Here is a 24,311-nt window from a genome sequence, read left to right on the forward strand (position 1 = left end):
CGGCCACGTCTCCCCTTTTCATGTACTTACTTTGACCGGGATTGTACATCATCCGCTGACGTCTCTCCTTTTCATGTACTTACTTTGCTCGGGAATGTACATCATCCCCTGACGTCTCCTCTTTTCATGTACTTTCTTCGCCCTGGAATGTACATCATCCGGCCACGTCTCCCCTTTTCATGTACTTACTTTGACCGGGATTGTACATCATCCGCTGACGTCTCTCCTTTTCCTGTACTTACTTTGCTCGGGAATGTACATCATCCGCTGAGGTCTCCTCTTTTCATGTACCTTCTTAGCTCGGGAATGTACATCATCCGGCCACGTCTCCCCTTTTCATGTACTTACTTTGACCGGGAAAGTACGTCATCCGCAGCTGTCTCTCCTTTTCATGTACTTACTCTGCACGGGAATGTACATCATCCGCTGACGTCTCCTCTTTTCATGTACTTTCTTCGCTCTGGAATGTACATCATCCGGCCACGTCTCCCCTTTTCATGTACTTACTTTGCTCGGGAATGTACATCATCTGGCCACGTCTCCCCTTTTCATGTACTTACTTTGCTCGGGAATGTACATCATCTGGCCACGTCTCCCCTTTTCATGTACTTACTTTGCTCGGGAATGTACATCATCCGCTCCCTTCTCCTCTTTTCATGTACTTTCTTCGCTCTGGAATGTACATCATCCGCTGCCTTCTCCTCTTTTCATGTACTTTCTTTGCCCGGGAATGTACATCATCCGCTGCCTTCTCCTCTTTTCATGTACGTTCTTCGCTCTGGAATGTACATCATCCGCTGCCTTCTCCTCTTTTCATGTACGTTCTTCGCTCTGGAATGTACATCATCCGCTGCCTTCTCCTCTTTTCATGTACTTTCTTTGCCCGGGAATGTACATCATCCGGCGCCAACCTTACTTTTCATGTACTTTCTCCACTCTGGAATGTACATCATCCAGCTTCAACCCCACTTTTCATGTAATTACTTCGCCCATTCTCATACATAATCCACGATCAATTCTACTTATCACATATCCAACTCTGCCACTCAAAGATAAAAATTCCCCATTTTCAAACCTTGCCCCTTGTAATTTTCCACAAGAACTCTCCTTATCGTCCTCTTATCCTGCACAATACCGCACCATTCTTGAATCTGAGTAGTAGTCACTTTACAATCCGGAAATAGTGTTTTGAACTCTTCCACACTTCGCAATACAGCCTCATAACAACTCTCCTTCTCTTCACACGATTCACAATAAAAGCACTTCGCCATTGACTTATAAAACACTCTGCAATTAGGGCAAACAATTCCTTTTCGAAGAGATTCATATTTATATTCAGGAAGATTCGCATGGGGGGATTTGTCCATATTTATTGAGTATAATTTTTCAGCAAACTGGGTTTCGGTTCGGGTAATTTTTGTGCAGTGCCGTTGTAGTTTTTCTTTGACGCGAACTAATTGGGTTGGGTAAACGATCGGAAGATTTGAGGGAGCATCATACAAATGGAAGTCGGGATTGATGAAGATAAGGTGTGGCTGAACGGTTAGAGAATAGCCAAAGTTTTTGACAAGTTGGTTCACTATGGTTTCTGCCTTTTCAAGCTGTATTAAGGGGTTATTTACCACAAATCCTTTTGGGGAGTACCATTTACCTTCTTTAATGGTGTAGTCGCCTTCAAAGTTTTTGATTTCGAAGATATGAATGGTGGAGGAAGAAATTCCAATGGAGTCAATTTGACAGTTGGTTTTATTATAGAGGATATTCAGATCATTTAAGAAGATTATATCCTTCAACGGCTCTGCCCATTTATCAAAGTGGAGTTCCCCTTCAAACCCTTTTTCTTTGTGCTGATAGTAACTTTCCTCTTTTTCACTAAATTGCATTCTGGGTCTGAGCGATCTTAATAACTGGAGTTCCAGAGGGATCTCACGCTTTTTTAATATCATTCATTCTCACTCCTTTCTATTATATGTAAAATTTTACATCAAAAAACCGACAAGGTCTATCCTTGCCGGCTAACAAATCAAAATATTTATTCTTTCCACCAGTCATCAAAAACAGAGATAGGCTGTTCTCTCTTATGTCTCGATTTCAGAAAATGACCTTCAATCGTTTTGGCTGCTATTTCTGATACTTCTCTTCCTTCAAGATAGTCATCGATCTCGTTGTAGGTCACGCCGAGTGCGTCTTCGTCTGCAAGCAATGGGCGATCATCTTCTAGATCGGCTGTGGGTATTTTCGTATATAGATGTTCTGGAGCTCCAAGCTCTTGCAGAAGTGCTCTTCCCTGGCGCTTGTTCAGGCGGAAAATTGGCACTAGATCTGCCGCTCCGTCTCCGTGCTTTGTAAAGAAACCTGTTATCGCCTCTGCAGAGTGGTCCGTTCCTAAGACAACGCCATTGTTCATCGCTGCCATACTGTATTGCACCTTCATGCGCTCTCTGGCTTTTTCGTTTCCTTTTGTAAAATCTGAGAGTTCCACGCCCGCTTCTCTCATAGCCGCTGCACTGGCATCTACAGCTGCTTTGATATTAACCGTATACGATTTGCTTGGCTTAATAAACTCGATTGCATCAAGCGCATCACTTTCATCTGCCTGTTTACCGTAAGGAAGGCGAACAGCAATAAACTGGTATTCGTCTGTACCGTTCTCTTCGTTCAATTCATTTACCGCTGTTTGCGCTAGCTTTCCGACTAGTGTGGAATCCTGGCCTCCGGAAATTCCGAGTACAAGAGATCTTAAAAAAGAATACTTTTTCAAATAGTTTTTCATCAAATCGACGCTTGTTCGAATTTCCTCTTTCGGATTAATCTCCGGCTTCACTTTCATTTCTTCAACAATTTGCTGTTGCAATGTCCCCATCTTCCCGTTTCACTCTCCTTATTTTTCACGAATATTCTCTTATTATAATACCATCATCAGAGCGGAGACAAACATCGAGAAGCATTACCTATCATTCTCTTGCTTCGCTTGTACCCTCTGTTTGACCTCGTGGATATTTTCCATCTTGTTATTCCAGCACTTTTCACTTAAATCCACAGGATAATCTTCTGGGTTCATCAAACGCTTATACTCATCCCATAAAAGCTCTATGCTATTTTGGAAATAGTCTCTGATTTCTTGCAGTGACGGCAGATTGTAAACCAGGTTACCATCCTCGTATATAGTATGATGTAGGTCCTTTGCTTCAAAATTCGTTACAAACTTGCTGATAAAAGTATGAACAGGGTGGAACATTTTAATTTTGTCTTCTTCTTGGGGATTTTCCTCTGCCAGCGCAATATAATCTCCCTCTGATTTGCCATTGCTTTTGTTAATAATTCTGTAGACATTTTTTAAACCGGGGGTAGATACTTTTTCTGCATTGCTGGAAATTTTTATCGTATCAGTCATTTTACCGGCATCATCTTCTATGGAGACAATTTTATAGACTGCTCCAAGTGCAGGCTGGTCATATGCGGTAATCAGCTTTGTCCCGATTCCCCAAGTGTCAATCAAGGCTCCCTGCGCTTTCAAGTTCATAATCGTATATTCATCAAGGTCATTTGAGGCGATAATCTTGGTATCATGGAAACCTGCATCGTCTAGCATTTGTCTCGCTTTTTTAGATAAATAGGCTAAATCACCGCTATCCAAGCGAATGCCTTTAAATTTTATCTTATCCCCCATCTCTTTTGCCACTTGAATCGCTGCTGGAACGCCCGCTTTCAATGTATCGTAGGTGTCGACAAGGAATAAACAGTCTTTGTGCGAGGTTGCATATTTTTTAAAAGCAGTATAATCATCCTTGTACGCCTGGACCATTGAATGGGCATGCGTTCCAGCGATCGGTATGCCGAACAGCTTTCCTGCTCTAACATTGCTTGTTGCATTAAAGCCTCCGATATAGGCGGCACGGGTTCCCCAGATTGCTGCGTCCATTTCCTGAGCTCTTCTAGTACCAAATTCCATTACAACATCATCTTCCACCATTTGCTTGATTCTCGCCGCTTTCGTCGCAATGAGAGTTTGGAAGTTAACAATGTTTAGTAAAGCTGTTTCCAGAAGTTGGGCCTGTGCGAGAGGAGCTTCAACCCTTAACAGCGGTTCATTCGCAAAAGCCAGTTCTCCCTCTTTCATGGAGCGGATGCTTCCAGTGAAGCGCAGTTCCTTTAAATATTGTAAAAAGTCCTCTTCATATCCGACTTCTTCTCGAAGATACTGAATATCCGTGTCACTGAAACGGAAGTCTTCAATATAACGGATTATCCGTTCAAGCCCGGCAAATACCGCATACCCGTTTCCAAACGGCAGCTTTCTAAAAAACAATTCAAAAACCGCTTTTTTATTATGGATGCCATCTTCCCAATAGGTTTTTGCCATATTAATTTGATACAGATCTGTATGTAATGCCAAACTGTCGTCACTGTATTTATACATCCTTTTCACTCCTTCGAGTTGCAATTGGCTCTATTTTATATACTATTTTAACCGTAAAAGTGGTTTTTACCGATAGGATGGTTTTGAATAGAGTCAGTTAAAAATTAACCCCTACTACTATTCGGAAGAAAGCAAAAAACGCCAGCATTTTAAGATTTCAGCTGACGTCTGTCCAATTAGAAAATATTTGAGGTTGTTCTGAATGAACTAAATGCGCTGCAAATGGAATAATAGATACATGGATATTCTTATTTGTTGGAGGATAAAGAATAGCTCCTTTCGTCTCATTCCTGTTCCCTTCCCCTACCATGAATAATATTGGCATCTCCAAAGCTGTTAAGTCTGCTGTTTCTCCAAAAGGATAGGAGTCCGCTTTTTGAACCATATCAATAAACTTTTGCCATCCTTCGCCGTGAAGATGATTAAAATAGCCTGCCAATTCCTTATTTTCCACAAGTTGAGACAACCGTTCAAATTCATTTCTTTGAATCTCAGTCCAATCTGAAGGTTTTTCCGGTATGATACCTGAAAGAGTCAATGTTTTAACCTTTTCGGGATAACGCTTTGCAAAGAAAACTCCAACCAGAGCCCCAAGTGAGCAGCCAATAATGTGGGCAGAGTCTACCTCAAGGTGATGGAGTGTATCGAGCAGGTCATTCGCAGAATCATGATAAAAATTAACTATATCATTTGACTTGGATTTGCCGTGTCCTCTCAAATCAGGAACAATTACCTTATAGTTTGTCTTGAAATATTCCCGTTGCTCCTCAAAATCCGTCATGCCAGTTTGTAGGCCAGTATGTAAAAATACGATTGGTTCCCCTGCCCCAAAAGTTTCAGTATGTAGTATCATATTATCCCCCCCCCTTTTCCATCCAGAATCCTGTACAGGTCTCATTCAAATTTTTAGAGAATCCTATTTAACCTTAAAACACAAACCACTAATTAAGTCATTACCTGGATATTAACAAGGACAGTATCGATTTACTATCTCCAGAAGACGTTCAGGTTTTTCTGTTGAGACATTTTCAGATAATCTAGCCCCTGCTATGATTGGAGCCCATTGAAAAACCTCCTCTTTTGACAACCCGCTTTTTTTACAATAAAGAGTTAAATACAGTTCCGCTAATTCCTCGTAGAACTGTGAATATAGCAAATACGTCCGATATATGTCAGCGCAAATATCCCCTGCACTGGAATCCACCCAATCAACAATGCTCACATTGTCATCTTCCATAATCAGGTTGTATAAATGGTAATCTCCGTGACAGAGCCTTTTCTCAAATGTCATGGAATCTAATTTTTGTAGTAAAGCAGTCTTTTGTTTTAGATTCAAAAGAGGCGCTGATTCGATTTGCCCTCTTAGTTTTTCAGATGGGTTCAAGAGAGTCAGCGGCAAAACTATGTATTTTTTGCTGGACCTCAACAGAAATATTGATATAATGCTCTGCTTGTTCCATGTCTTTAAATAGGAGTTCCCCAAGTGTTCTCCCTTCTATATGCTCCATTAAAATTGCTTGCTTCCCGTCTATCCGAGTGACATCTAAAACTTTCGGTACAGAAAGTCCACAGGAGTAGGCAAACTTTTGCTTATCAGCTTCCTTAGAAGATTCCGAATCCGGCAAATCGTCATTAAATAATTTTACAATCGTGTTTTCATGAAGATAAATTCTTGCTGTATTTCCTATTGCTATTGGTGTTCCTAAATTCATTTGTTTAGCTCCTTAAATAGGATACGAGAGATTAATTGAAGGCTGTGTTCTCGAGAACTAATGGTTTGATTATAAAGTTTGTTCGTTTTCCCTTAAAGTACATTTTGATTGGGCTTTCATAATAGTTTATCAATCAGGGAATTACTTCAGAAAAAACAAAAATAACCTAACCTATGGTACTTACATTATAGAAGGCAATTATTCCAAGCACGCCAAGGAATTGAAAGACGATACCAACCAGGCCGGTAATTAATCCAGCAGTTGCCATCCCGCTTCCTTTTTCATTTGATGCTGCAATTGCTTTCACAGCCATTCTCGACATAACAACACCAACGATGCCAAAGATTAACCCACCGATGGGAATCAGGATGGAAAGGATCCCGAATGTTAACGAGATTACTGCTTTAGTATTGGTTTTCTCCATGTTTTAACCCCCCCCCACAAAACTTCTAATAGTATATATACTTTTCTAATCCTAAATAAGTTTCATTTTTAAATAGTCAGTAAATAATTCTTGAACTTTAAACTTCAGGGTAAAATGAAAATCACATATCGAAATAAAAATAGGAAATTATTATTAAAGTTAAAATTGCTAATAAGGATCTGGTCCATATTATTCTATTGCTTATTCCTGCTTTTTTTTCAAGAAAATTCATATAAATCATTGTCAATATAAAGCCAGAAAACAGAATAAAATAAGTAGAATTTCCAACAACTTCGTAATACTTAATAGCTCCTACAATAATAAGAATAAGACCTAGTGTGCCAATGAACATATTAATATAAAGAAGTCCTTGTTCGTTTTTCTCCAAACACTCTTCCCCTTTCTATAATTACAATTAAAACCCTTTTTCCACGCGAAAATCTTGATTAGAATTCTCTATAACAATATCGAAATTCCGATGATACGGATGCATGAAAAGTTCATATTGAATTCTGCGCTCATGATGAGATTGGTTTAAATAGTTCCTATCCGTCCCTCTTTCTGAGACATCTCGAACACCTCTTCTAATCAGCTCCGTTTCTCCATCTGTATATAAGTAGATTTTCAAGTCGATTAATTCGGGGTCTATAAATGCAATACTCATGCCTTCTACGATATTCACCTTTTTCTGGGATGAAATCAGTATGCTCTTTGAATAACTCGTCCCTATTGTATAAAAATCCAAGCCTTTTCGAATCATATGTATGTCTCTTTCTAATGCTTCTATATTATGGGCAGCAGGATGGCAAGCAGTCATTTTAAATCGATGAGATTCATTGTTATATTTAAAATCGATTTCAGCGTACTGCCTAAGATTGGAGCCAATAATATATGGATCCGTGTTCATATAATTCACACCATTGTGTCCCAGTAGCTTAACAAGATGATTTGCAAACGTTGTTTTCCCTGAAGCACCATGACCGGAAATCCCAATTACTAGTCTATCTTCTTGATTATTGATCCTATTTGCTATCTTTTTTAATATACTGTCCATTCGTTTCCTCCAGTTTGTGCATTAATAGAGATTCATTAGATGCTAAGCGACGTCTCGTATGATTCTAATTAGATAAACATAACCTTATTAAAATTGTTGAAACGTCGCTATGCCCTACCTGCTATTCTTTTTTTCTACGTTGTGTTGTTTTATATTTCTCGCCGAATTTATCGTACGTAATCCATTCGCCAATTGGCTCTCCATCATCAAAATGCCCTGAACGTTTAATGGTTCCATCCGCTCGGTACCATTCCCAGTAACCCTCAGGTTGGTCATTTACAATCCTGCCTTTTGACCAAATGGTTTTCCCATTTGCATGGTATTTGATTGTGTACCCATCTATTACTTCCAACTTCTTTTCTTTCACACCGTTAGGATGAATCTGGTCACATTTTTCATTTTCCATCTTTTATAGTCCTCCTTTTATGGGTGGTTGTATTAAATTTTCATGGGGAGATTTTTCTCCAACATTTTATTTTCTTGAAAACCCTGAAAATACTTTAATTTCCAACTTTATTATAACTCATCCATTACTGTTTTTCTCTTCATTTCAAAGATTGCTTCCTTGTCAAAATTGGTCAAAAGACGCCCACAATGTGTATCAGATTTTAAAGTTTCAAAGAATCCTCAGTCAAATTATATAGTATACTATTTTCACCAACTGACTTGAGGTGATTATTTTGTGGAATCTATCAAAAGAAGCAAAAGAGCGATTCGCAAAAAATACCCTGCTCCTGATTCACGAATCTGATGAAGAGTGGGAAATAACGGCAAGAGAAGCGCAAGAAGAAGGAGAGGATCTTTTTTCTCGTTTAAAAGAAGAGCTTGAAGATGTAAAGGATGGATTAATAAATCTTATTCCAAGCCGTTTCCTTCCATATTTGGAAAATGGGACATTAAATCAGCCGTCATTGCCTAAAGATGTGCGTGAGGATTATTTGCAATGGGTACGTAGCGAAGAGAAGGAGTTTGAGCAAATACTTGATGCTGCATATGAACAGACTAAACAGACGATTCCTTTTCTGCCGACTGCTGTTCAAGAGGTTTTTGCTGAGAGCTTGCACGATTCCACTATTGAGCGGATGGACCGGGAGGAGGATATGCTTCATCTTTATATCAATACAGAGAGCGGTTTTTCTTCAAAATCACTTATTCATTTTATATTTAAAGGAATCTTATCGGAAGAAAGTGATGAACCAATCCAGGTGGGACAGTGGTTTATTTATGATGAGCTAAAGAAAACCATTGATGGATTTGCATTTCGTGTATTATTTGAATGTCCCGAAAGCCAGTGGACAATTACTATGAAAGAGCTAGTAGCGAGGTATTTTTATCACCCTAAGGAATATACCAGATTGAAAGATGAAGAGAAGCTTGAAGATACTTCCCTTACTGATTATATGAAGACTTTAAACTCGGAACACCGTTACTGGTTTATCACACCACAAGTCCAATGTGCCATTCAATCATTAGAAGAAAACATCGTGTTAGAAAACGGAACAATTGAATTTGGTAAAGATGAAATGGTTGTTACGGTAGCAGGTGAAAAGTACTCATATAGATTAAGTGAATATAATCCAATCAGGTTTATCTATACAGACGTGTTGGAGGACCCGTACGAACATTTGAATGTACCAGTCCCTAAAGAAGATATTGAACTTGCAGCCTTTAGTGCTGATTTAGAATTGCAGGTGCGTGCCTGGAACACGATGTATCACAATCCTGAGGAACTGTCTGACATTATCAACCGTGTGTTATTGAAAATTAAAATGACAGATGAAAATGAGATGATGTTATGCTTGTATGCACAGCATTTTTACCAAGAAGGAATATTGGAACAAGCTGTGATCGAAAAATACCGCTTTTTCCTTGAGGCTGATTAAAGGAAAGGGACGGTAATACCGTCTCTTTTCTTCCTAAGATGGCTTTCAACACCCACACCACATCCTTTATTCTTGACCCCATATCGGCAAAACAGTCGAATATTTAATTTCCCTCAATGACAAGCTTGTTTGAATTCTTGTAATCCCAAGCTTATTCAATTTCCTTATAAATCTTTCTAGTTCTTTTCGATCCTTGTTCATTACTTTTAATAAGTAATCGTGCTCTCCGGTCAGCAGGTGAAATTCTAACACTTCTTCCATCGATTCTAGCGCACTTTCTAACACTTCGAGCTGCTCGGCTTGATGGAGATTTGTACTTATAAAAATAAACGATAACAAATCAAATCCAAGCTTTTCCTGATTTAAAATCGACACTCGTTGACTAATATATCCTTCGTTATCTAATCTTTTTACTCTTGCATGTGTGGCAGGAGGAGATAGCTTGACTCGACTTGCGATTTCCGTATTACTTACCTGACCTTCCTTTTGTAAAATATCGAGAATTTGTAAGTCTATTTCATCCAGAACTTTATTAACGATAGAATCCACTCGCTCTCACCTCTTTCAATATTTTAACGCTATGCCACTTTCCTTGTTCAGCTGAAACCCGAAAAATCAAGGGCAATCTTTCATCAATGCTACTCCTACTCCATGATAACTTTCAATTATATTGCAAATACCATCATACCATTATGGGAACTGAACTTAATTCTGTTTAATACTATTTTTATCTTCAATTATATCAAAATCAAAGCGAAACATAATTAAAAATATTGCACAAAGATGAAAAATGTTAAAATTATTCTATCAGGTTATTTGTTACGGAGAGGAAAATAAACGATGGCAAAATATTATCTATTACTACTTTTAACTAGCTTCCTATGGGCGGGAAATTTTATTATTGGAAAGGTGTTAGTTGATCACGCTTCACCGATGACGTTAACCATCATTCGTTGGGCAATTGCAATCCTCTGCCTTTTTCCAATTGTATGGTGGAAGGAAAAAAAGCTAACACCTTCTAAACAGGCATTAATACCTTTAATACTCATGGGGATAACTGGTGCAGCGCTATTTAATGTGTTTCAATTTATCGCGTTAGAACAAACAACAGCGATAAACATTGGACTCATTTCTACCTTAATCACCGTGTCTATCGCCGTATGTTCGTTTATTTTTCTTAAGGAAAAAATTAATACTTTGCAAGCACTTTCTATTGCTATTTCACTAGTTGGTGTCCTTCTGGTGATGTCAAACGGAAAGGTTGAACATTTACTTTCTTTTCAATTTAATCCAGGAGACTTATGGATGTTAGCTGCGGTATGTATCTGGGGAATTTATTCCGTTTGCAGCAAGTGGGCATCTTCTAGCACGTCACCAATGATGGCTGTTTTATATTCCGGTATTTTCGGACTAATGGTTCTTCTACCTTTTAACATAACAAAGCTGCATATAGCCAATATAGACGGGCCTTTTATCGGCGCAATCCTTTATACAGGCATCATTTCCACGGTTGTATGTATGGTGCTTTGGAATATTGGCGTGAAAAATATAGGCGCTACCACATCGGGTTTATTTCTAAATTTCAATCCAATCTTTACGGTGATCTTAGCCTTTATCCTACTCGGGGAGCAACTAACATGGATGCAAGGGCTTGGAAGCTGTATCGTAATAATCGGAAGTTACTTATTCACTTATTTTAAAACAAGAAAAATCTCGATTACGATAGCGGTGAAGCCGAGGTTGGCGGCAAAGTGATGGCCAGAAGCAGGGTGATCTTACCTCTTTCACGCAATTCATTCAAATGATAATTTTCAGTAATATGTTATAATGATTATTATTTTTAAGGGGGATGAACTTGTGGAAAAGCAAGAGTTTCTAGATCAATTAAAAGAGTTAGCTGAGATTCAAGGAACTCCAGGGCAAGAGATGAAGGTTGTTCAGGTCTTATCGGACTGGTTTAAAGAGTATGCCGATGAGGTAGAAGTCGATCACATGGGGAATATCTATGCTTATTTGCATGGAAGGAATCCGGGACCGACTGTGATGGTTTCCGCCCATTCCGATGAAATTGGGCTTGTTGTTCGCGATATTGATGAAAGAGGTTTTATTCGAGTAGAACGAACAGGTGGCGTGATTGAATCACTCCTAATTGGCAGAAAAGTAAACGTAAATGGACACTTTGGGGTAGTTGGTGTAAAAGCCGGTCACTTGCAAACACCTGAGGAACGAAAGAAAATTCCTTCCATTTATGAGCTCTATGTCGATGTAGGGGCGAGTTCAAAAAACGAGGTTCACGAAATGGGCATCGAAATTGGTGATCCAATTACATACATTAGTGAAATTGATCAATTTTCTAATCCTGACTTAATCTGCGGAAAAGCTATAGATAACCGTTCATGCTGTGTACTTTTACTTCAGCTATTTAAATCTTTACATAGTGAGAAGAATTTCTCCGGTACTCTCGTTGGTGTGGTTGCTGTTCAAGAAGAAGTAGGATTACGTGGTGCGAAGGTTGCGACATATAAAGTTAACCCTGATTTCGCCATTGTGCTCGATACCATTCCTTGTGCAGATACACCAGACAGCTTAACTAGCGGCTATCCTATAGGTATTGGGAGAGGACCTGTATTCCCGGCTCTTGCTGGTGGAGGTGTACGTGGAAATATTATGGCCCCTCAGTTTAAAAAACTATTATCGAAGTATGCTAATGAATTGGATATTCCTTACCAATTAGCTGTTATGACAGGAGCTACCACAGATTTGGCAGCGGTTCATCTCGAACGAGAAGGTGTGCTCGCAGGTGCGGTAACATTTGCGCGACGCTACTCCCATTCTCCAGTTGAAGTTGCTCATCTCCGTGACTTCGAGCAAGGCTTTACATTGCTTCACAAATTGATTAGTGATGTAGAGAACTGGGGAGAGATGAAATTCATTTAGGCTCTTTTCGTAAATATTGTTGCTACCTTCACAAATTTAAGAGTAATTTTCTTCATTTAACAGGAAAAGAGCACGACAGCAACGATTGTAACAGGTTGTACTAACTTACGTAAAAAGCAACAATCAATGCGAAAACAGCCTTTATTTAAGAGCCACCGGGGTGCAGGTCTCTCGTCCTACTGGGACGAGGGACCTGTCCCCAAAACCCGGCTTAACCTCTTCACTCCTTCAATTACCTCCTTCTCCTCTACGTAACTGAACGAAAGGCGCAGGTACTCCCTTCCCTCTGAATGATCGAGGAAGAAATGTTTTCCTGGAATGTAGGCAACCCCTTTCGCTGCAGCCTCAGCAAGCATTTTTGATGTATCCACACCTGGTATTCTTATCCACACAAAGTAGCCGCCCTCCGGAACAAACCATGTAGCCGATTCTGGCATGTATTCCTCAAGTGCAGAAAGCATCACAGAAGACTTTGCCTTGTACGTGTCACTCAAGGTATGGAGACGCAGCTTAAAGTTGGTATTTTCTAAAAAAGCTGCCATGCTAGCATGTGCAAATGGATGATCGAGGTCTTTTTTCATCCACCCAAAAGCTGATATAAATTCTTTTGCTCCGGCAACCCAGCCAATTCTCATGCCAGGAGCAACGATTTTTGAGAGCGATCCAACATACAGAACCCGTCCTTCTTTATCCATCGCTTTCAATGTCTCAGGGCTTTCGTGAAAAGCAAGCTCCCCGTATGCGTCATCCTCAACAATGAGAAAGTCATAAGTAGAGGCTAGCGCCAATAAATGTTCCCTCCGTTCCTTTGAAAGCGTTGTACCTGTTGGGTTATGAAAGGTCGGGATTGTATATAAGAAGCGTGGCATTGCTTGACCGTCTCTTTTCCGGTCGACTAGGACTTTTTCAAGTAAATCTATTTTAATCCCATGCTCATCTACTGGAATAGAAATAAAATGATTCGTATAGTTCTGGAATATTTCTAGTGCTTCCATATAGGTGGGAGCTTCGATTGCAACCACCGCCTCCTCATCAAGGAAGATGCGGGCAATCAGGTCAATTCCCTGACAGGCGCCAGAAGTAATCAACAGCTCTTCATCCGAAACAACCATGCTTCGCTCGGCCATTCTACCTCTTATCTGATCCCGGAGCTTTTTCAGCCTCGGACTTCCAATATAATGTAAGGGAAGATCCTGCTCCTCCTCCAACAGACGAACTACTGCTTCCTTAAGCTCCTTATGCGGAACAAGCTCAGGTGCAGGATAACCGGAATTTAATCTAATACAAACATCAGGAATGGTCGGCATCCACTCACCAGGCGGACTCTTCTTCAATGCAGCTTTACTATTCTTTGAGAAAAAAGATTCCCCAATCATTTCACATTCTCCTTTCTATGGGACAAGGGGACTGGTACCTTGACCCAGCTGTTTTTCATATCTATAAGATTATCTTCTATTCTATCTTTTCAATCACAAAAACAACACCAAGATAAAAAAATCGGCTGCTTTCCGTTTTTGGAAAAGCAGCCGGAATCGTCCCGGTGTTTCTATAAATCTTGAATCTTTATTGGTAGTGTTATCTTATTCTCTCCTGTAAACTCAACATTCAACTGTTCTTTTCCATTAACGGCAATCTTTAGATCCTCCCTTACTTTATGTAAGGTCACGACAGCCTTGTCCCAATCTGGTTGATACTGATCACTTAAGTTGTGAAATGATAGATTTAACCGATTGTTTTCCATTTTCACTTGAATCTTAACTTCAAAATAGGCACCATCTTCATACGCAAACGTGCTTCCATCATCTTCATAATATGTGAAGGATGATTCCCCATTCTCCTTAGGGTAGATGTGAATGGAGAGCTCACTTTCTTTCGTTTCCGTTGAGCTTTTCACAGTCCCTTGTGTGATAATTGCGCCTTCTTTAACGAAGATCGGTAAAATATCAAGAGCTGCTTCTATTAGATGATGTTTTCCACCTGTTAGTTTCTCTTCTGTCCAGTAATTCACCCATGTCCCCTCAGGTAAGTAAACGACCCTATGGTAGGTATCTGGTTTTAAAATTGGAGCAACGATTACGTCCGTCCCAATCATAAACTGATCTGATAAATTAAATGTATGCTTGTCTAACGGATATTCAAGTACGAGTGGACGCATGACAGGTAAACCTGTAACACTAGCTTCTCTAAATAACGTATACAGATAAGGTAACCATACGTAGCGTTCTTGGATATACTTCTTTATCACCTGTTCATACTCTTCACCAAAGGACCAAGGCTCTTGTCTAATTGATTCTAAAACACTATGATTTCTAAAATAAGGAGTGAATGTCCCAAATTGCGTCCAGCGTGTTAGCAATTGACCGTTTGAATCATGAGCAAAACCTCCGACATCAGGCCCGCAGAATGGTACTCCAGAAACACCAAGGTTCAAACACATTGGTATTGCCATTTGAAGGTGCTCCCAGAAACTGCGGTTGTCACCAGTCCAAACAGAAGCATAGCGTTGAACACCAGCATAACCTGCACGAGTTAACAAGAATGGTCGTTTTCCATCTAATTGTGCTTTCATTCCTTCGTAGGTTGCTTCTCCCATCAAAAATCCATAGAGATTGTGTAATTCGCGATGTGTTTTCGGATCTCCATCATTCTTATGCATAACTTTAAGGTCCATCGTTTTCGTTTCGTTGAAAACAGCTGGCTCATTCATATCATTCCAAACGCCTTCAATGCCCATTTTTGTATAGTATTCGTGCTTATCACCCCACCATTTTCTCACTTCATTATTTGTAAAATCCGGAAAAGCACTATTACCTGGCCAAACATTCCCGTAATAAATGTTTCCTTCTAGATATTCACAAAAGTGATTTCCATTCACACCTTCCTGATAAGCAAAATATTCAGGGTCTTCCTTCACACCCGGATCGACAATAGGGACAACATGTACCCCTTCATCCTTTAAATCCTGGATTAATTTTTTCGGATTTGGGAATTTATTTTCATCGAACGTGAAAACGCGATAACCGTCCATATAGTGGATATCTAAATAAACCGCATCTAACGGAATATTTTTTTCCTTAAAAGTTTTCACAAGCTCCCTTACTTCTGCCTCTGATTTATAGCTATAACGCGACTGATGATAACCTAATGCCCATTTGGGAGGGATTGGCATTTTTCCTGTAATCGTTGTGTACTGTTCTAGTACATTCTTTGGGGTCGGTCCTGCGAATACATAATAGTCCAATGGACCAGTTTCTGCTGAAAAAGAATAGGTATCCATTGAGGACTTCATATCAAAAACTGTTTTAGACGGGTTATCTAAAAAGATTCCATAGGCATAGCCTTGACGGATTGTCATAAAATAAGGGATCGATTGATATAGGGAATCGATTTCAGGATTATGTGGCGCATACACATCCGTATTCCACATCGTCATCCTTTCACCGCGTTTGTCTAAAAAACTAGTTTTTTCTCCGAAGCCATAATAATGATCATCTTTATCCATTCTCTTGTAGCAGATAACTTCTTGTTTCTCGTTAGTCCCCATTCCATTATCCGAATCACTCACAATTAGACGACCTTTTGGATCATAGATTGAAACATTAACAGTTGATTTATTAATAACAAGTGTCAGCTTTCGAGAGGATGCCTTTAGCAACTCAGGGCTTTCTTCAATCTCTACTAAAACATTTTCCGGCTCTTTTACCACTGCCAAACTCGTTTTTTTTGAAGGTACCTTTTTGGGATTCATGATAATGCGGACAATATCTTCTCTGTAAAAAATTACTGAAACATATCCGTTTTCACACTTAATTTCTAATAAATTTTCTTTTTCATCTGATGTATAGGAAAGAAGCGAACCAAGGTTTCTATAATTTAATGTTTTCTGCTCTTTTTCTTTATCAGGTAAGATCATAAAACTAGTGTCATTCATACTGTTCCCTCCATGCTGTTCATTTTTACTCTCCCTTAAGAGTAGCCCTCCATATGGCTTGAGCAAAAGCGGAAACTCAGGCGAGATGAATCAACGGTCGCTGCGCTATGTGCGAATATCTACTGAGGATTGCTATTTGCTTTCTTTAAAAAATTGTTGCCTAGAAGTTATCCTGTTAGAGGCAAGATAACTTCTAGGCACTTTGTTTTATTCGTAGTTCATTTCTATATCTTGACTAATTGATTCTTTTGCATCTTCTAATGTTTCTTTGACATCATCGCCTTCTGAAATAAATGTCAATGCGTTAGCCATTGGATCCCATACTGCAGAAAGTGCAGGTACTGGAGGGAAAGGATTCGCATGTTCAAGTTGTATTGCAAAACCAGTTAATAAAGGATCATTTTGAAATTCTTCACTGCTTAGGATGGAAGATTTCGCTGGCATTTCTCCCGTTTCAGCAAAGTAATAGTTCAAAGATTCTTCATTTGTTAAATAAATTGCTAATTCTGTTGCCTCTTTTGGATATTCCGTGAATTCAGAAAGCATCCAGCCTTTTGTTCCTAAAAACGTTATAGGATGGTCGCCATTCTCAAGCTTTGGTAGTGGTGCCGTTCCTAATTTATCTCCTAGTTCTTCTTGTAATTCCTTAAGTGCCCAAGGACCATTAATGATTGCACCTACATCCCCTTGAGTAAATAAACCGCCTACAACATCCATTGTTATTCCTTGTGGGAGGTATTCGTTTTCAAACCAACTTTGAATTAATTCTCCACCTTGTTGAGCTCCTTCACTTGCTAGGCCAACATCGCTCGTATTATAGACATCGTTTTCTTGACCAAAAATCTCTGCTCCATACCCAGCCATAAACGGAAAGGAGAAATAGAAATCTGTTGCAGGATATAGGAACCCAAACTTATTGTTTGACATATCGGTTAATGATTCCGCGATTTCTTCTAGATCTGCCATTGTTTCTGGTGCTTCTGGAACAAGATCTTTATTATAGTAAAGCGCAAGTGATTCTACGACAGCAGGAAGTCCATAAACTTCTCCCTCAAAACTTAACGCTTCTACTGAACCTTCTGAATACGTATCAAGAATTGCTTGATCCACTTCCATTGGTCGAACTAACCCTTTCACTGCCAAGCTTCCGATTCCTGGTTGGAAGAACAAGTCAGGACCTTTTCCAGCAGGACCATCAAGTGACAATGCTTCTTCTTGTTCATCCATCGCAAATGGAAGAACTTTTACTGCAATACCTGTTTCCTCAGTAAATCCTTTTACAATTTCTTCAACCGCTGGAGCCTGATCTGTAGGTGTCCAAACCAATAATTCCTCTGGAGAACCTGCTTCACTTGTATCTGAATTACTATCCTGTGCTCTGTCTGGACCACAAGCAACTAAAAACATTAATACTAAAATTGAAGATAAAATAGCTAATTTATTTTTCATTATTATCTCTCCCTTTTTAAATAGTAACTAATAAGATTGCTAATTTCCGTTTGAATAAGTGTTATCGCCCCCCTTCATAGAGGTTAACCGGTTAACTAAAAACTAAAAAATAAATTATTTAGCTATATAAGCGCTTACAATTAAATGTTTAAAAATAAATAATTATTTAGGTTAACCGCTTAACCTTTTTAAAATTTAAGCTATGTTAAACGCCGCTATCGATTTCCGCAAAAGGCTACGCGTCCACGGGGCGTTGCTGGAGCCTCCTCGGCTGTGCCTGCGGGGTCTCCAGCCTACCGCTATCTCCCGTTGGAGTCTCCGCCTTTTGCTCCAATCATCGCTAGAATAGCGTTATTATCAACAAGCAACTTTAACAGAGCCAAAATTCAAAGTCCTATATATTTTTTTGCATAGCACTTTTTAATTTTACTATCTTATTTATTTTAGTTTCTGAGTTGATTCTCTAACGATAAGTTCTACAGGCAGTTCTATAGTTTGATGCTCCGTTTCTGCTTTTTCAATAGAATTCAAGAGCAGAGTTCCAGCTGATTTTCCTTTTTCAATAATGTCTTGTCGGACTGTTGTTAAACTAGGAGTCGTATATTTACTTATACTTAAATCATCAAAACCGACGATCGAATAGTCACCAGGAACCTGTTTACCATGTTTTTGTAAGGCTTTAATGATTCCAATTGCCAACACATCTGACACAGTAACTATTCCTGTTAATTTATGATTATAGTTTACAATCTTCTCCCCTAGTTTTAATCCATTTTCAAACGTAATATCTTTTGTTTCAAAAATTAACTTCTTATCCAAGCTTAGGTCTGCTTCTTGTAATGCTTTTCTAAATCCCTCATACCGCTTTGTGTCAACAGGGCTTGATTTAAGGCTTGTAGCGACAAAGCCAATATCTTTGTGTCCTAAGTCAATTAAATGTTTTGCTGCTAAATATCCACCATATTCATCATTTACTTTTACATTATCAAATAGATTTGTATATTCTTCATAAGTATCAATTAGGACTGTCGGAATATTAAGCGTTTTCAATTCATTGTATAATGTTTGCGAAAACATCCCCAAGAATATTAATCCATCTAAATTTCTTTTCTTTACCCATTTTCTACATTCTTCAGGATTTCCCACACCTGCGATCATCGTCTCAAACTTACGATTTCGAGCTACTAACTCCACTCCGCTTACAAACTCATTATAATATAAGTTGTCCTTAAACACCGATGCCGGTGAATCTTCCACTAAAGGGAGCATTATTCCAATCAGATTGGATTTCTTTTTGGATAAGCTAATTGCTGTAAAATCAGGATAGTAATTTAAATGTTCAACCGCTTCCAGTACTCGCTGCTTTGTATCATCCGATACTTTTTTTACACCGTTTAATACATATGATACGGTTGCAGGCGATACCTCCGCATATTTAGCTACATCTTTGATGGTAGTTTTTTTCATCTTTGCCTCCCAGGTTAACCGGTTAACTTATGCCATAAGATTAATATATTCATTTAAAATTGTCAATACGTAATATTTATATCGCAGGGTCGTTCTACATTATGGTGCACTCGATTCATATCTGCTATAATAATCATGATTTTACGTATATGAAAAAGGAGGTGTGAAAATGGAAAAAGTGCTAACACAAATTGCAAACGAACTTCAGCTCATTAACAAAAAACTTAACCGCCAAGAAGAGATATTAATGAGTCATGGTGACATGCTTGCGAAGCATGGAAAAATGCTTACGGATCAGGACAAAAAACTGACTAGTCATGGGGACATGCTTGCGACGCATGGAAAAATGCTTGCGAATCAGGACAAAAAACTGACTAGTCATGGGGACATGCTTGCAAGGCAGGCTGAAAAATTGACTAGCCATGATAGCAAGTTTGAAACTCTCGAACACAATAACTACAAACTTAATCAGAGGTTCGATGGCATGGAAACCAAGTTTGACGGACTTGAACAGAGGTTCGACGGCATGGAATCCAAGTTTGACGGACTTGAACAAAGGTTTGACGGCATGGAATCTAAGTTTGACGGTCTTGAACAGAGGTTTGACGGGATGGTCTCCAAGTTTGACGGACTTGAACAAAAGTTTGATCGCCAAACAACAAACATAATTAACGGATTGGCTCCTTACTTCGAAAATTTAGAGAATCACATTGATTATCGTCATAATCAATTATCTTCAAAGCTAGAGATACAACAGTCTACCATCGAATTACTATCCTCACGATCTATTGAGCATGAGGCTGAGCTTAAAAAATTGAGTGAGTCAGTCATTGATCGATAACACCACTCAAAATTGCTACGCTTTATAACAACTTCATTCTATCTTCTAAAAAATTTCATTTATTTACTAAAGCTCTTATCGCATATGCGAACAGTTAAGTCTTGTATGCTTTGAAAAATGAGTAAAGGGAACCCAGCTTAAACGGAGTTCCCTTCTTTATGTTCAATTTCATAGCCTTCCAAGCACCAATATGAAGATTGCAGCACTCTCTTGGAACTACGTCTATACTTGGAAGAACTATGCTACTTTCTCTGCTTTGTTTTCCTTTTCCTTCTTTTTAAACACCTTTCTAACTCCATTCCCTATATCATGGAATAACATATAGACAGCAGGAATGAGCACTAGGGTGATTAAGGTGGAGAATAATAAACCTGAAATGACGACTGTTGCTAATGGCGCTTGATAGTTACTTGCCGCACCAGTAGAAATGGCAAGTGGAAGCATCCCACCGATTGTCGTTAAGGTTGTCATGAAAATTGGACGCATGCGGTTCATTCCCGCTTCCACAATTGCCTGCTTTGCGGTATGGTTTTCCAGCTTTAGCTGTTTCGCACGGTCGATGAGCAAAATGGCATTATTTAATACAATCCCGATCAGCATAATGACACCCATACCTGACATAATGCTTAGCTCCCTTTGTGTTAAAAGCAAGCCAAGAATTACTCCGGTAAATGTTAGCGGGATAATGGTCATGACAATAATGGGATGCAAAAGATGGTTAAATTGCACGGCCATAACAACATACACCAAGAAAATGGCGATGGTCAAAATCAATATCATATCTGTGATTGCTTCCTGTTGCTCCTCTAAGCTTCCACTAACAGAAACAGTGTAACCATCCGGAGTAGTAAATGAATCTAACAAACTCTGAACATCTCTATTAACAGAGCCAAGGTCTCTGTCTTCAATATTGGCCAGGACTTTAAGGACACGCTGCCCTTCTTTTCGATCAATCTGTGTTGGTGCTTCTACTGTCTCCAGCTCGATATATTTCGATATCATTTCTTCTCCCTGAGGTGTCTGGATACTGACATTAAGAAAATCATTTTTACTTGACATTGTAATGTCTGAAGAAAGAAATAAAAGTGTTCCATCCTCATCTTTTAGTGACCCAACTGGGGTAGAGGCTGTTAAAGTATTCAGTTGACCATATAGTTGTAACGGGGTGATTCCATCTTTTTGCATCTCTTCTTCATTCAGGACGATGAGCTGTTCTTCGAGCATTTTTTCCATGGATGTCGTTGTGCCAACAATCCCGTCCACTCTATTCAATTCAGAGATTAGATTTTCAGAAAGGTTCCCTAGCTCTTCTAAGCTATCACCACTTATCTCTAACTGAACAGGGTAACTCGCACCCATTCCCATTGCTGATGTTACTCCCTCAACTGGATGTGTTTCCTCTAGGTCCCTTAAAGCACTCATAATTCGTTCATTTACTTCTTTTTGTTCGAGCGTCGCCTCTTCTTCTGAAGTCATATTGATCAAGATAAACATAAACTCAATTTGATCCAGGACAAACGCATCTCTTACATCAGGAATTTGCTCTAGCTTACGATTCACTTCTTCTGCAATTTCGTTTTTCTCTTCTGGTGTGACTCCACTTTCGAGAGTTACCATTATCTCAGCATAGCGGTTATACACATCAGGCATAATGGTCATTGGTACCTTTGTGACTAATGCTAAAGAACCGCTGAACATGATGAAAAATAAGAAAATAACGCCATACCTTCTTCGCTTTTTATTCGTTAACCATTGAATAAAATTACCATAGGAACGAATAATTCGACTTTCACGCTTTACTTTTTGGCGTTCCGTAAGCTTTAAGAAATTTTCAGATAAAGATGGAATCAATGTAAAGGAAACTAGAACAGAACTTACTAATGTAACAATAACCACAACAGACAAAATAATCATAAATTTGCCTGCTTCTCCCCCTAGCAAGCCGATAGGTAAAAATACGACGATTGTGGTGAGCATGGAAGCAATAACGGCTGACGCCACTTCCTTTACACCTTGTAATACGGCATCGGTATTCGACCTTCCCTGTTCCTTTTTCCGATAAATAGACTCTAGAATCACAATCGAGGCATCGACCATCATTCCGATTCCAAGCCCTAATGCTATTAGGCTTAGCATATTAATGCTATATCCCAAAAACCACATGCAGGCAAATGTTAAAAGAATGGATAAGGGAATCGATATTCCAATAATAATAGTTGCTCTAATATTTCGTAGAAACAAAAACAACACGATAATTGCAAGTAACCCACCAATTAAAATATTGCTTGTTACACCATCAACTGATTCACTTACATAATCAGCCTGTGCCACAATTTCTTCAAATTGAAAATCTTTAACTAGCGCTTCTTCTCTAATATTCTGCACTTCTGCCCTGACAGCAGCAGCCATTTCAATTTGAGTGACGTCGGCAACTCTGCCAATTTGAACTAATACAACCTCTTGACTGCCATCCTTCCACACACCTGAAGAAATATCTCTGACTTGCAGGCGTATGTCAGCCAGTTCACTCAATGCTTTAACTCCATCATTTGTCGGAATTAAAATATTTCTCACATCTTCCACTGTTTCGAGAGAAGTGTTCCAGCGTAATGTTGGTTCATTGGCTTCCTCTGATAGCTCCCCAAGTGATGTTAGGAGGTTTGATTGTTGAATAGTTTGCATTATCGCTTGAGAATCTACAGCAAACTTTTCCAACTGATCGCTTTTTAATTGCACCATAATCTCATTTTCTTCTAATCCATCAAACTGAACTTCTCTGACTTCAGGCAGAGCTTCTAATCTTGGTTTCACAATATTCTGTGCAAAGCTTGTTATATCTTCCATCTTTCCATTCGAAATTTCCATGAAAAACTCAAATGGTTGGTTAGTAGACATTTGGAAAGTACCAATGTTCTGTACTCCAGGCAATTGTGCCTGTAGAGGCAATACAGCAGCTTCTATGTTTTTATGAACCTCTTCTCCCCGTCCTTCTTCTATGAAAACGGTAATAGAAGATCTTCCTATATATGTTGCAGATGAGTGGGATTCCACGCCATCAATTCCATTTAACGTCTGTTCAATCTGCTCTGTGACATTATTCTCCACATCTAATACCGACATCTCTCCTGCATCGACCTGAACTACCGTCATATCAAATGATATCGGTGGCATTAGTTCCTGATCCAGTTTATTTAGTGAGTAAAAGCCGATTATAAACACAAACACAACTAAAAGCCCTACCGCAATTTTTCTTCTCAAAATGAATTCCAATAACGACATTCCCATTTCTCCCCTCGATTGAACAAGCTAGATAATTTTCCCAAACCCAACAATGATTATATGCCTTAATCAGAGGAAAAAATAGTCTTTTATGTAAAATACATCCCGAGGCGGAGGGAACTATAAGTCCCAGGGTTCAGACTGATGAGATACAAGAAATATTATTAACAAGATATGGAAGGATTAACGATGAGGCTTTTTCATTTGTGCGCAAATAGATTCATGATACGTGCGCTAATGGCGGGACCCATGCGTAAGATTCATGTATCGTGCGCAATATCGAGTTGTGGTGCATCAAAATCATGTTCCGTGCGCAAATGGCGAGATGTGGTGCATAAAATTCTTGTTCCGTGCGCAAGTGGTGAGTTGTGGTGCATAAAATCCTTCTTCCGTGCGCAAATCCTCCAGAGTGTTACAAACAAGTAAATTCACGTGAGTATCACCTATAATTCTCAGCAAAAATTGCGCGTGATACTGGAAAAATCGTTCCCTTTATAAAAATTTCATCACAACAACCTTACTACCGGGTGAAATAACCTACGCAGATGCAAATAAATGAATGCGAAAACAACCTTCCACAAACAAAGCTCTTGAATTTGAACTTATCGAGGAAGGTACAAGATAAATTTTTAGAAGTTTTCAAAATGCCGGAGTTTATTTATGCTGACTTTCGTAATATTACAACCTTTTAATCTACTTAATTAACTGAACTTTTTCTACTTACAAAAAACGTAATTACAGCAACTATTATTAGAATTGGCACTGCGTATAATTGGCCGACAAACAATTTCCAGCCTACCGAGTTATATCCTTCTGATGCCGGAATTATAAGCACAACTAAACACACAATCAGATATGCTACTAACGGTGGAACTACTTTTCTCATCTCTTTTCATCCTTCCAAAATCTAAATA

The 24,311-nt window shown here is 39.0% G+C and carries 19 protein-coding genes and 1 pseudogene; 4 read left to right on the forward strand and 16 right to left on the reverse strand.

Translation table 11 applies throughout. The features are described 5' to 3' along the window. Window positions 1-1,046: 1,046 nt before the first annotated feature. The 9 genes and pseudogenes from K9B36_RS12470 to K9B36_RS12510 form a co-directional block, all read right to left on the reverse strand. Window positions 1,047-1,946 carry a nuclease-related domain-containing protein gene (locus K9B36_RS12470; protein ID WP_223702482.1) on the reverse strand — a complete coding sequence of 300 codons (900 nt, stop codon included), beginning with the start codon at window positions 1,944-1,946 and terminating at the stop codon, window positions 1,047-1,049. Window positions 1,947-2,032: 86 nt separating this feature from the next. Then, on the reverse strand, window positions 2,033-2,863 hold the full coding sequence (gene nadE / locus K9B36_RS12475; protein WP_223702483.1) for an ammonia-dependent NAD(+) synthetase: 831 nt from the start codon (window positions 2,861-2,863) through the stop codon (window positions 2,033-2,035). A gap of 84 nt (window positions 2,864-2,947) precedes the next feature. Next, window positions 2,948-4,420: a nicotinate phosphoribosyltransferase gene (locus K9B36_RS12480; protein WP_223702484.1), complete on the reverse strand. Its 1,473-nt coding sequence runs from the start codon at window positions 4,418-4,420 to the stop codon at window positions 2,948-2,950. Window positions 4,421-4,577: 157 nt separating this feature from the next. Then, window positions 4,578-5,273 (reverse strand): alpha/beta fold hydrolase, encoded by a 696-nt coding sequence (locus tag K9B36_RS12485; RefSeq protein WP_223702485.1) that lies wholly within the window; start codon window positions 5,271-5,273, stop codon window positions 4,578-4,580. A gap of 111 nt (window positions 5,274-5,384) precedes the next feature. Then, window positions 5,385-6,132: pseudogene (locus K9B36_RS12490) on the reverse strand (aminoglycoside phosphotransferase family protein). A gap of 166 nt (window positions 6,133-6,298) precedes the next feature. After that, window positions 6,299-6,556 carry a DUF4190 domain-containing protein gene (locus K9B36_RS12495; protein WP_223702486.1) on the reverse strand — a complete coding sequence of 86 codons (258 nt, stop codon included), beginning with the start codon at window positions 6,554-6,556 and terminating at the stop codon, window positions 6,299-6,301. A 121-nt stretch (window positions 6,557-6,677) separates the two neighbouring features. After that, window positions 6,678-6,944: a hypothetical protein gene (locus K9B36_RS12500; RefSeq protein WP_223702487.1), complete on the reverse strand. Its 267-nt coding sequence runs from the start codon at window positions 6,942-6,944 to the stop codon at window positions 6,678-6,680. A 27-nt stretch (window positions 6,945-6,971) separates the two neighbouring features. Further along, on the reverse strand, window positions 6,972-7,610 hold the full coding sequence (locus K9B36_RS12505; protein ID WP_223702488.1) for a uridine kinase family protein: 639 nt from the start codon (window positions 7,608-7,610) through the stop codon (window positions 6,972-6,974). Window positions 7,611-7,731: 121 nt separating this feature from the next. Continuing rightward, window positions 7,732-8,016, reverse strand: coding sequence for a toxin-antitoxin system YwqK family antitoxin (locus K9B36_RS12510; protein ID WP_223702489.1), 285 nt, complete (start codon window positions 8,014-8,016; stop codon window positions 7,732-7,734). Window positions 8,017-8,281: 265 nt separating this feature from the next. Between K9B36_RS12510 and K9B36_RS12515 the strand changes: the two genes are divergently transcribed. Continuing rightward, complete coding sequence (locus K9B36_RS12515; RefSeq protein ID WP_223702490.1) at window positions 8,282-9,493, forward strand: DUF4085 family protein; 1,212 nt, start codon at window positions 8,282-8,284, stop codon at window positions 9,491-9,493. A gap of 66 nt (window positions 9,494-9,559) precedes the next feature. On the opposite strand, the gene K9B36_RS12520 is transcribed toward K9B36_RS12515, so the two are convergent. Beyond that, entirely contained in the window at window positions 9,560-10,042 is a 483-nt protein-coding gene (locus K9B36_RS12520) for an Lrp/AsnC family transcriptional regulator (protein ID WP_223702491.1), read from the reverse strand. A gap of 291 nt (window positions 10,043-10,333) precedes the next feature. On the opposite strand from K9B36_RS12520, the gene K9B36_RS12525 reads away from it, so the two are divergent. Together K9B36_RS12525 and K9B36_RS12530 are read left to right on the forward strand one after the other, a co-directional pair. Next, a complete protein-coding gene (locus tag K9B36_RS12525) occupies window positions 10,334-11,248 on the forward strand; it encodes a DMT family transporter (protein ID WP_223702492.1) in 915 nt (304 codons plus the stop codon). 102 nt (window positions 11,249-11,350) lie between these two features. Beyond that, on the forward strand, window positions 11,351-12,430 hold the full coding sequence (locus tag K9B36_RS12530; protein WP_223702493.1) for a M42 family metallopeptidase: 1,080 nt from the start codon (window positions 11,351-11,353) through the stop codon (window positions 12,428-12,430). 176 nt (window positions 12,431-12,606) lie between these two features. On the opposite strand, the gene K9B36_RS12535 is transcribed toward K9B36_RS12530, so the two are convergent. The 4 genes from K9B36_RS12535 to K9B36_RS12550 all read right to left on the reverse strand — a co-directional run bounded on the left by K9B36_RS12535 (window position 12,607) and on the right by K9B36_RS12550 (window position 19,277). After that, window positions 12,607-13,806, reverse strand: a complete 1,200-nt coding sequence (locus K9B36_RS12535) for an aminotransferase-like domain-containing protein (protein WP_223702494.1) — start codon at window positions 13,804-13,806, stop codon at window positions 12,607-12,609. A gap of 170 nt (window positions 13,807-13,976) precedes the next feature. Then, a complete protein-coding gene (locus K9B36_RS12540; RefSeq protein WP_223702496.1) occupies window positions 13,977-16,361 on the reverse strand; it encodes a glycoside hydrolase family 31 protein in 2,385 nt (794 codons plus the stop codon). A 207-nt stretch (window positions 16,362-16,568) separates the two neighbouring features. Then, on the reverse strand, window positions 16,569-17,810 hold the full coding sequence (locus tag K9B36_RS12545) for a sugar ABC transporter substrate-binding protein (protein ID WP_223702497.1): 1,242 nt from the start codon (window positions 17,808-17,810) through the stop codon (window positions 16,569-16,571). Between the two features lie 438 nt (window positions 17,811-18,248). Further along, window positions 18,249-19,277 (reverse strand): LacI family DNA-binding transcriptional regulator, encoded by a 1,029-nt coding sequence (locus tag K9B36_RS12550; protein WP_223702498.1) that lies wholly within the window; start codon window positions 19,275-19,277, stop codon window positions 18,249-18,251. Between the two features lie 169 nt (window positions 19,278-19,446). On the opposite strand from K9B36_RS12550, the gene K9B36_RS12555 reads away from it, so the two are divergent. Beyond that, the gene (locus tag K9B36_RS12555) at window positions 19,447-20,118 is read left to right on the forward strand and encodes a hypothetical protein (protein ID WP_223702499.1); all 672 of its coding nucleotides are present in this window, start codon (window positions 19,447-19,449) and stop codon (window positions 20,116-20,118) included. 237 nt (window positions 20,119-20,355) lie between these two features. Here the strand turns inward: K9B36_RS12555 and K9B36_RS12560 are convergent, their stop codons facing one another. Together K9B36_RS12560 and K9B36_RS12565 are read right to left on the reverse strand one after the other, a co-directional pair. Next, window positions 20,356-23,397 carry an efflux RND transporter permease subunit gene (locus tag K9B36_RS12560; protein ID WP_223702500.1) on the reverse strand — a complete coding sequence of 1,014 codons (3,042 nt, stop codon included), beginning with the start codon at window positions 23,395-23,397 and terminating at the stop codon, window positions 20,356-20,358. 697 nt (window positions 23,398-24,094) lie between these two features. Continuing rightward, window positions 24,095-24,283 carry a DUF4017 family protein gene (locus K9B36_RS12565; RefSeq protein ID WP_223702501.1) on the reverse strand — a complete coding sequence of 63 codons (189 nt, stop codon included), beginning with the start codon at window positions 24,281-24,283 and terminating at the stop codon, window positions 24,095-24,097. Window positions 24,284-24,311 lie beyond the last annotated feature (28 nt).

Origin of the sequence: Sutcliffiella deserti (assembly GCF_020037475.1) — a bacterium.
In the GTDB taxonomy this organism is placed as follows: domain Bacteria; phylum Bacillota; class Bacilli; order Bacillales; family Bacillaceae_I; genus Sutcliffiella_A; species Sutcliffiella_A deserti.

Excerpts from the sequence above, each read along its gene's own strand:
- K9B36_RS12470 (WP_223702482.1), bottom strand. The coding sequence starts at position 1,946 with ATGATATTAAAAAAGCGTGAGATCCCTCTGGAACTCCAGTTATTAAGA.
- nadE (WP_223702483.1), bottom strand. The coding sequence starts at position 2,863 with ATGGGGACATTGCAACAGCAAATTGTTGAAGAAATGAAAGTGAAGCCG.
- K9B36_RS12480 (WP_223702484.1), bottom strand. The coding sequence starts at position 4,420 with ATGTATAAATACAGTGACGACAGTTTGGCATTACATACAGATCTGTAT.
- K9B36_RS12485 (WP_223702485.1), bottom strand. The coding sequence starts at position 5,273 with ATGATACTACATACTGAAACTTTTGGGGCAGGGGAACCAATCGTATTT.
- K9B36_RS12495 (WP_223702486.1), bottom strand. The coding sequence starts at position 6,556 with ATGGAGAAAACCAATACTAAAGCAGTAATCTCGTTAACATTCGGGATC.
- K9B36_RS12505 (WP_223702488.1), bottom strand. The coding sequence starts at position 7,610 with ATGGACAGTATATTAAAAAAGATAGCAAATAGGATCAATAATCAAGAA.
- K9B36_RS12510 (WP_223702489.1), bottom strand. The coding sequence starts at position 8,016 with ATGGAAAATGAAAAATGTGACCAGATTCATCCTAACGGTGTGAAAGAA.
- K9B36_RS12525 (WP_223702492.1), top strand. The coding sequence starts at position 10,334 with ATGGCAAAATATTATCTATTACTACTTTTAACTAGCTTCCTATGGGCG.
- K9B36_RS12535 (WP_223702494.1), bottom strand. The coding sequence starts at position 13,806 with ATGATTGGGGAATCTTTTTTCTCAAAGAATAGTAAAGCTGCATTGAAG.
- K9B36_RS12540 (WP_223702496.1), bottom strand. The coding sequence starts at position 16,361 with ATGAATGACACTAGTTTTATGATCTTACCTGATAAAGAAAAAGAGCAG.
- K9B36_RS12545 (WP_223702497.1), bottom strand. The coding sequence starts at position 17,810 with ATGAAAAATAAATTAGCTATTTTATCTTCAATTTTAGTATTAATGTTT.
- K9B36_RS12550 (WP_223702498.1), bottom strand. The coding sequence starts at position 19,277 with ATGAAAAAAACTACCATCAAAGATGTAGCTAAATATGCGGAGGTATCG.
- K9B36_RS12555 (WP_223702499.1), top strand. The coding sequence starts at position 19,447 with ATGGAAAAAGTGCTAACACAAATTGCAAACGAACTTCAGCTCATTAAC.
- K9B36_RS12560 (WP_223702500.1), bottom strand. The coding sequence starts at position 23,397 with ATGTCGTTATTGGAATTCATTTTGAGAAGAAAAATTGCGGTAGGGCTT.
- K9B36_RS12565 (WP_223702501.1), bottom strand. The coding sequence starts at position 24,283 with ATGAGAAAAGTAGTTCCACCGTTAGTAGCATATCTGATTGTGTGTTTA.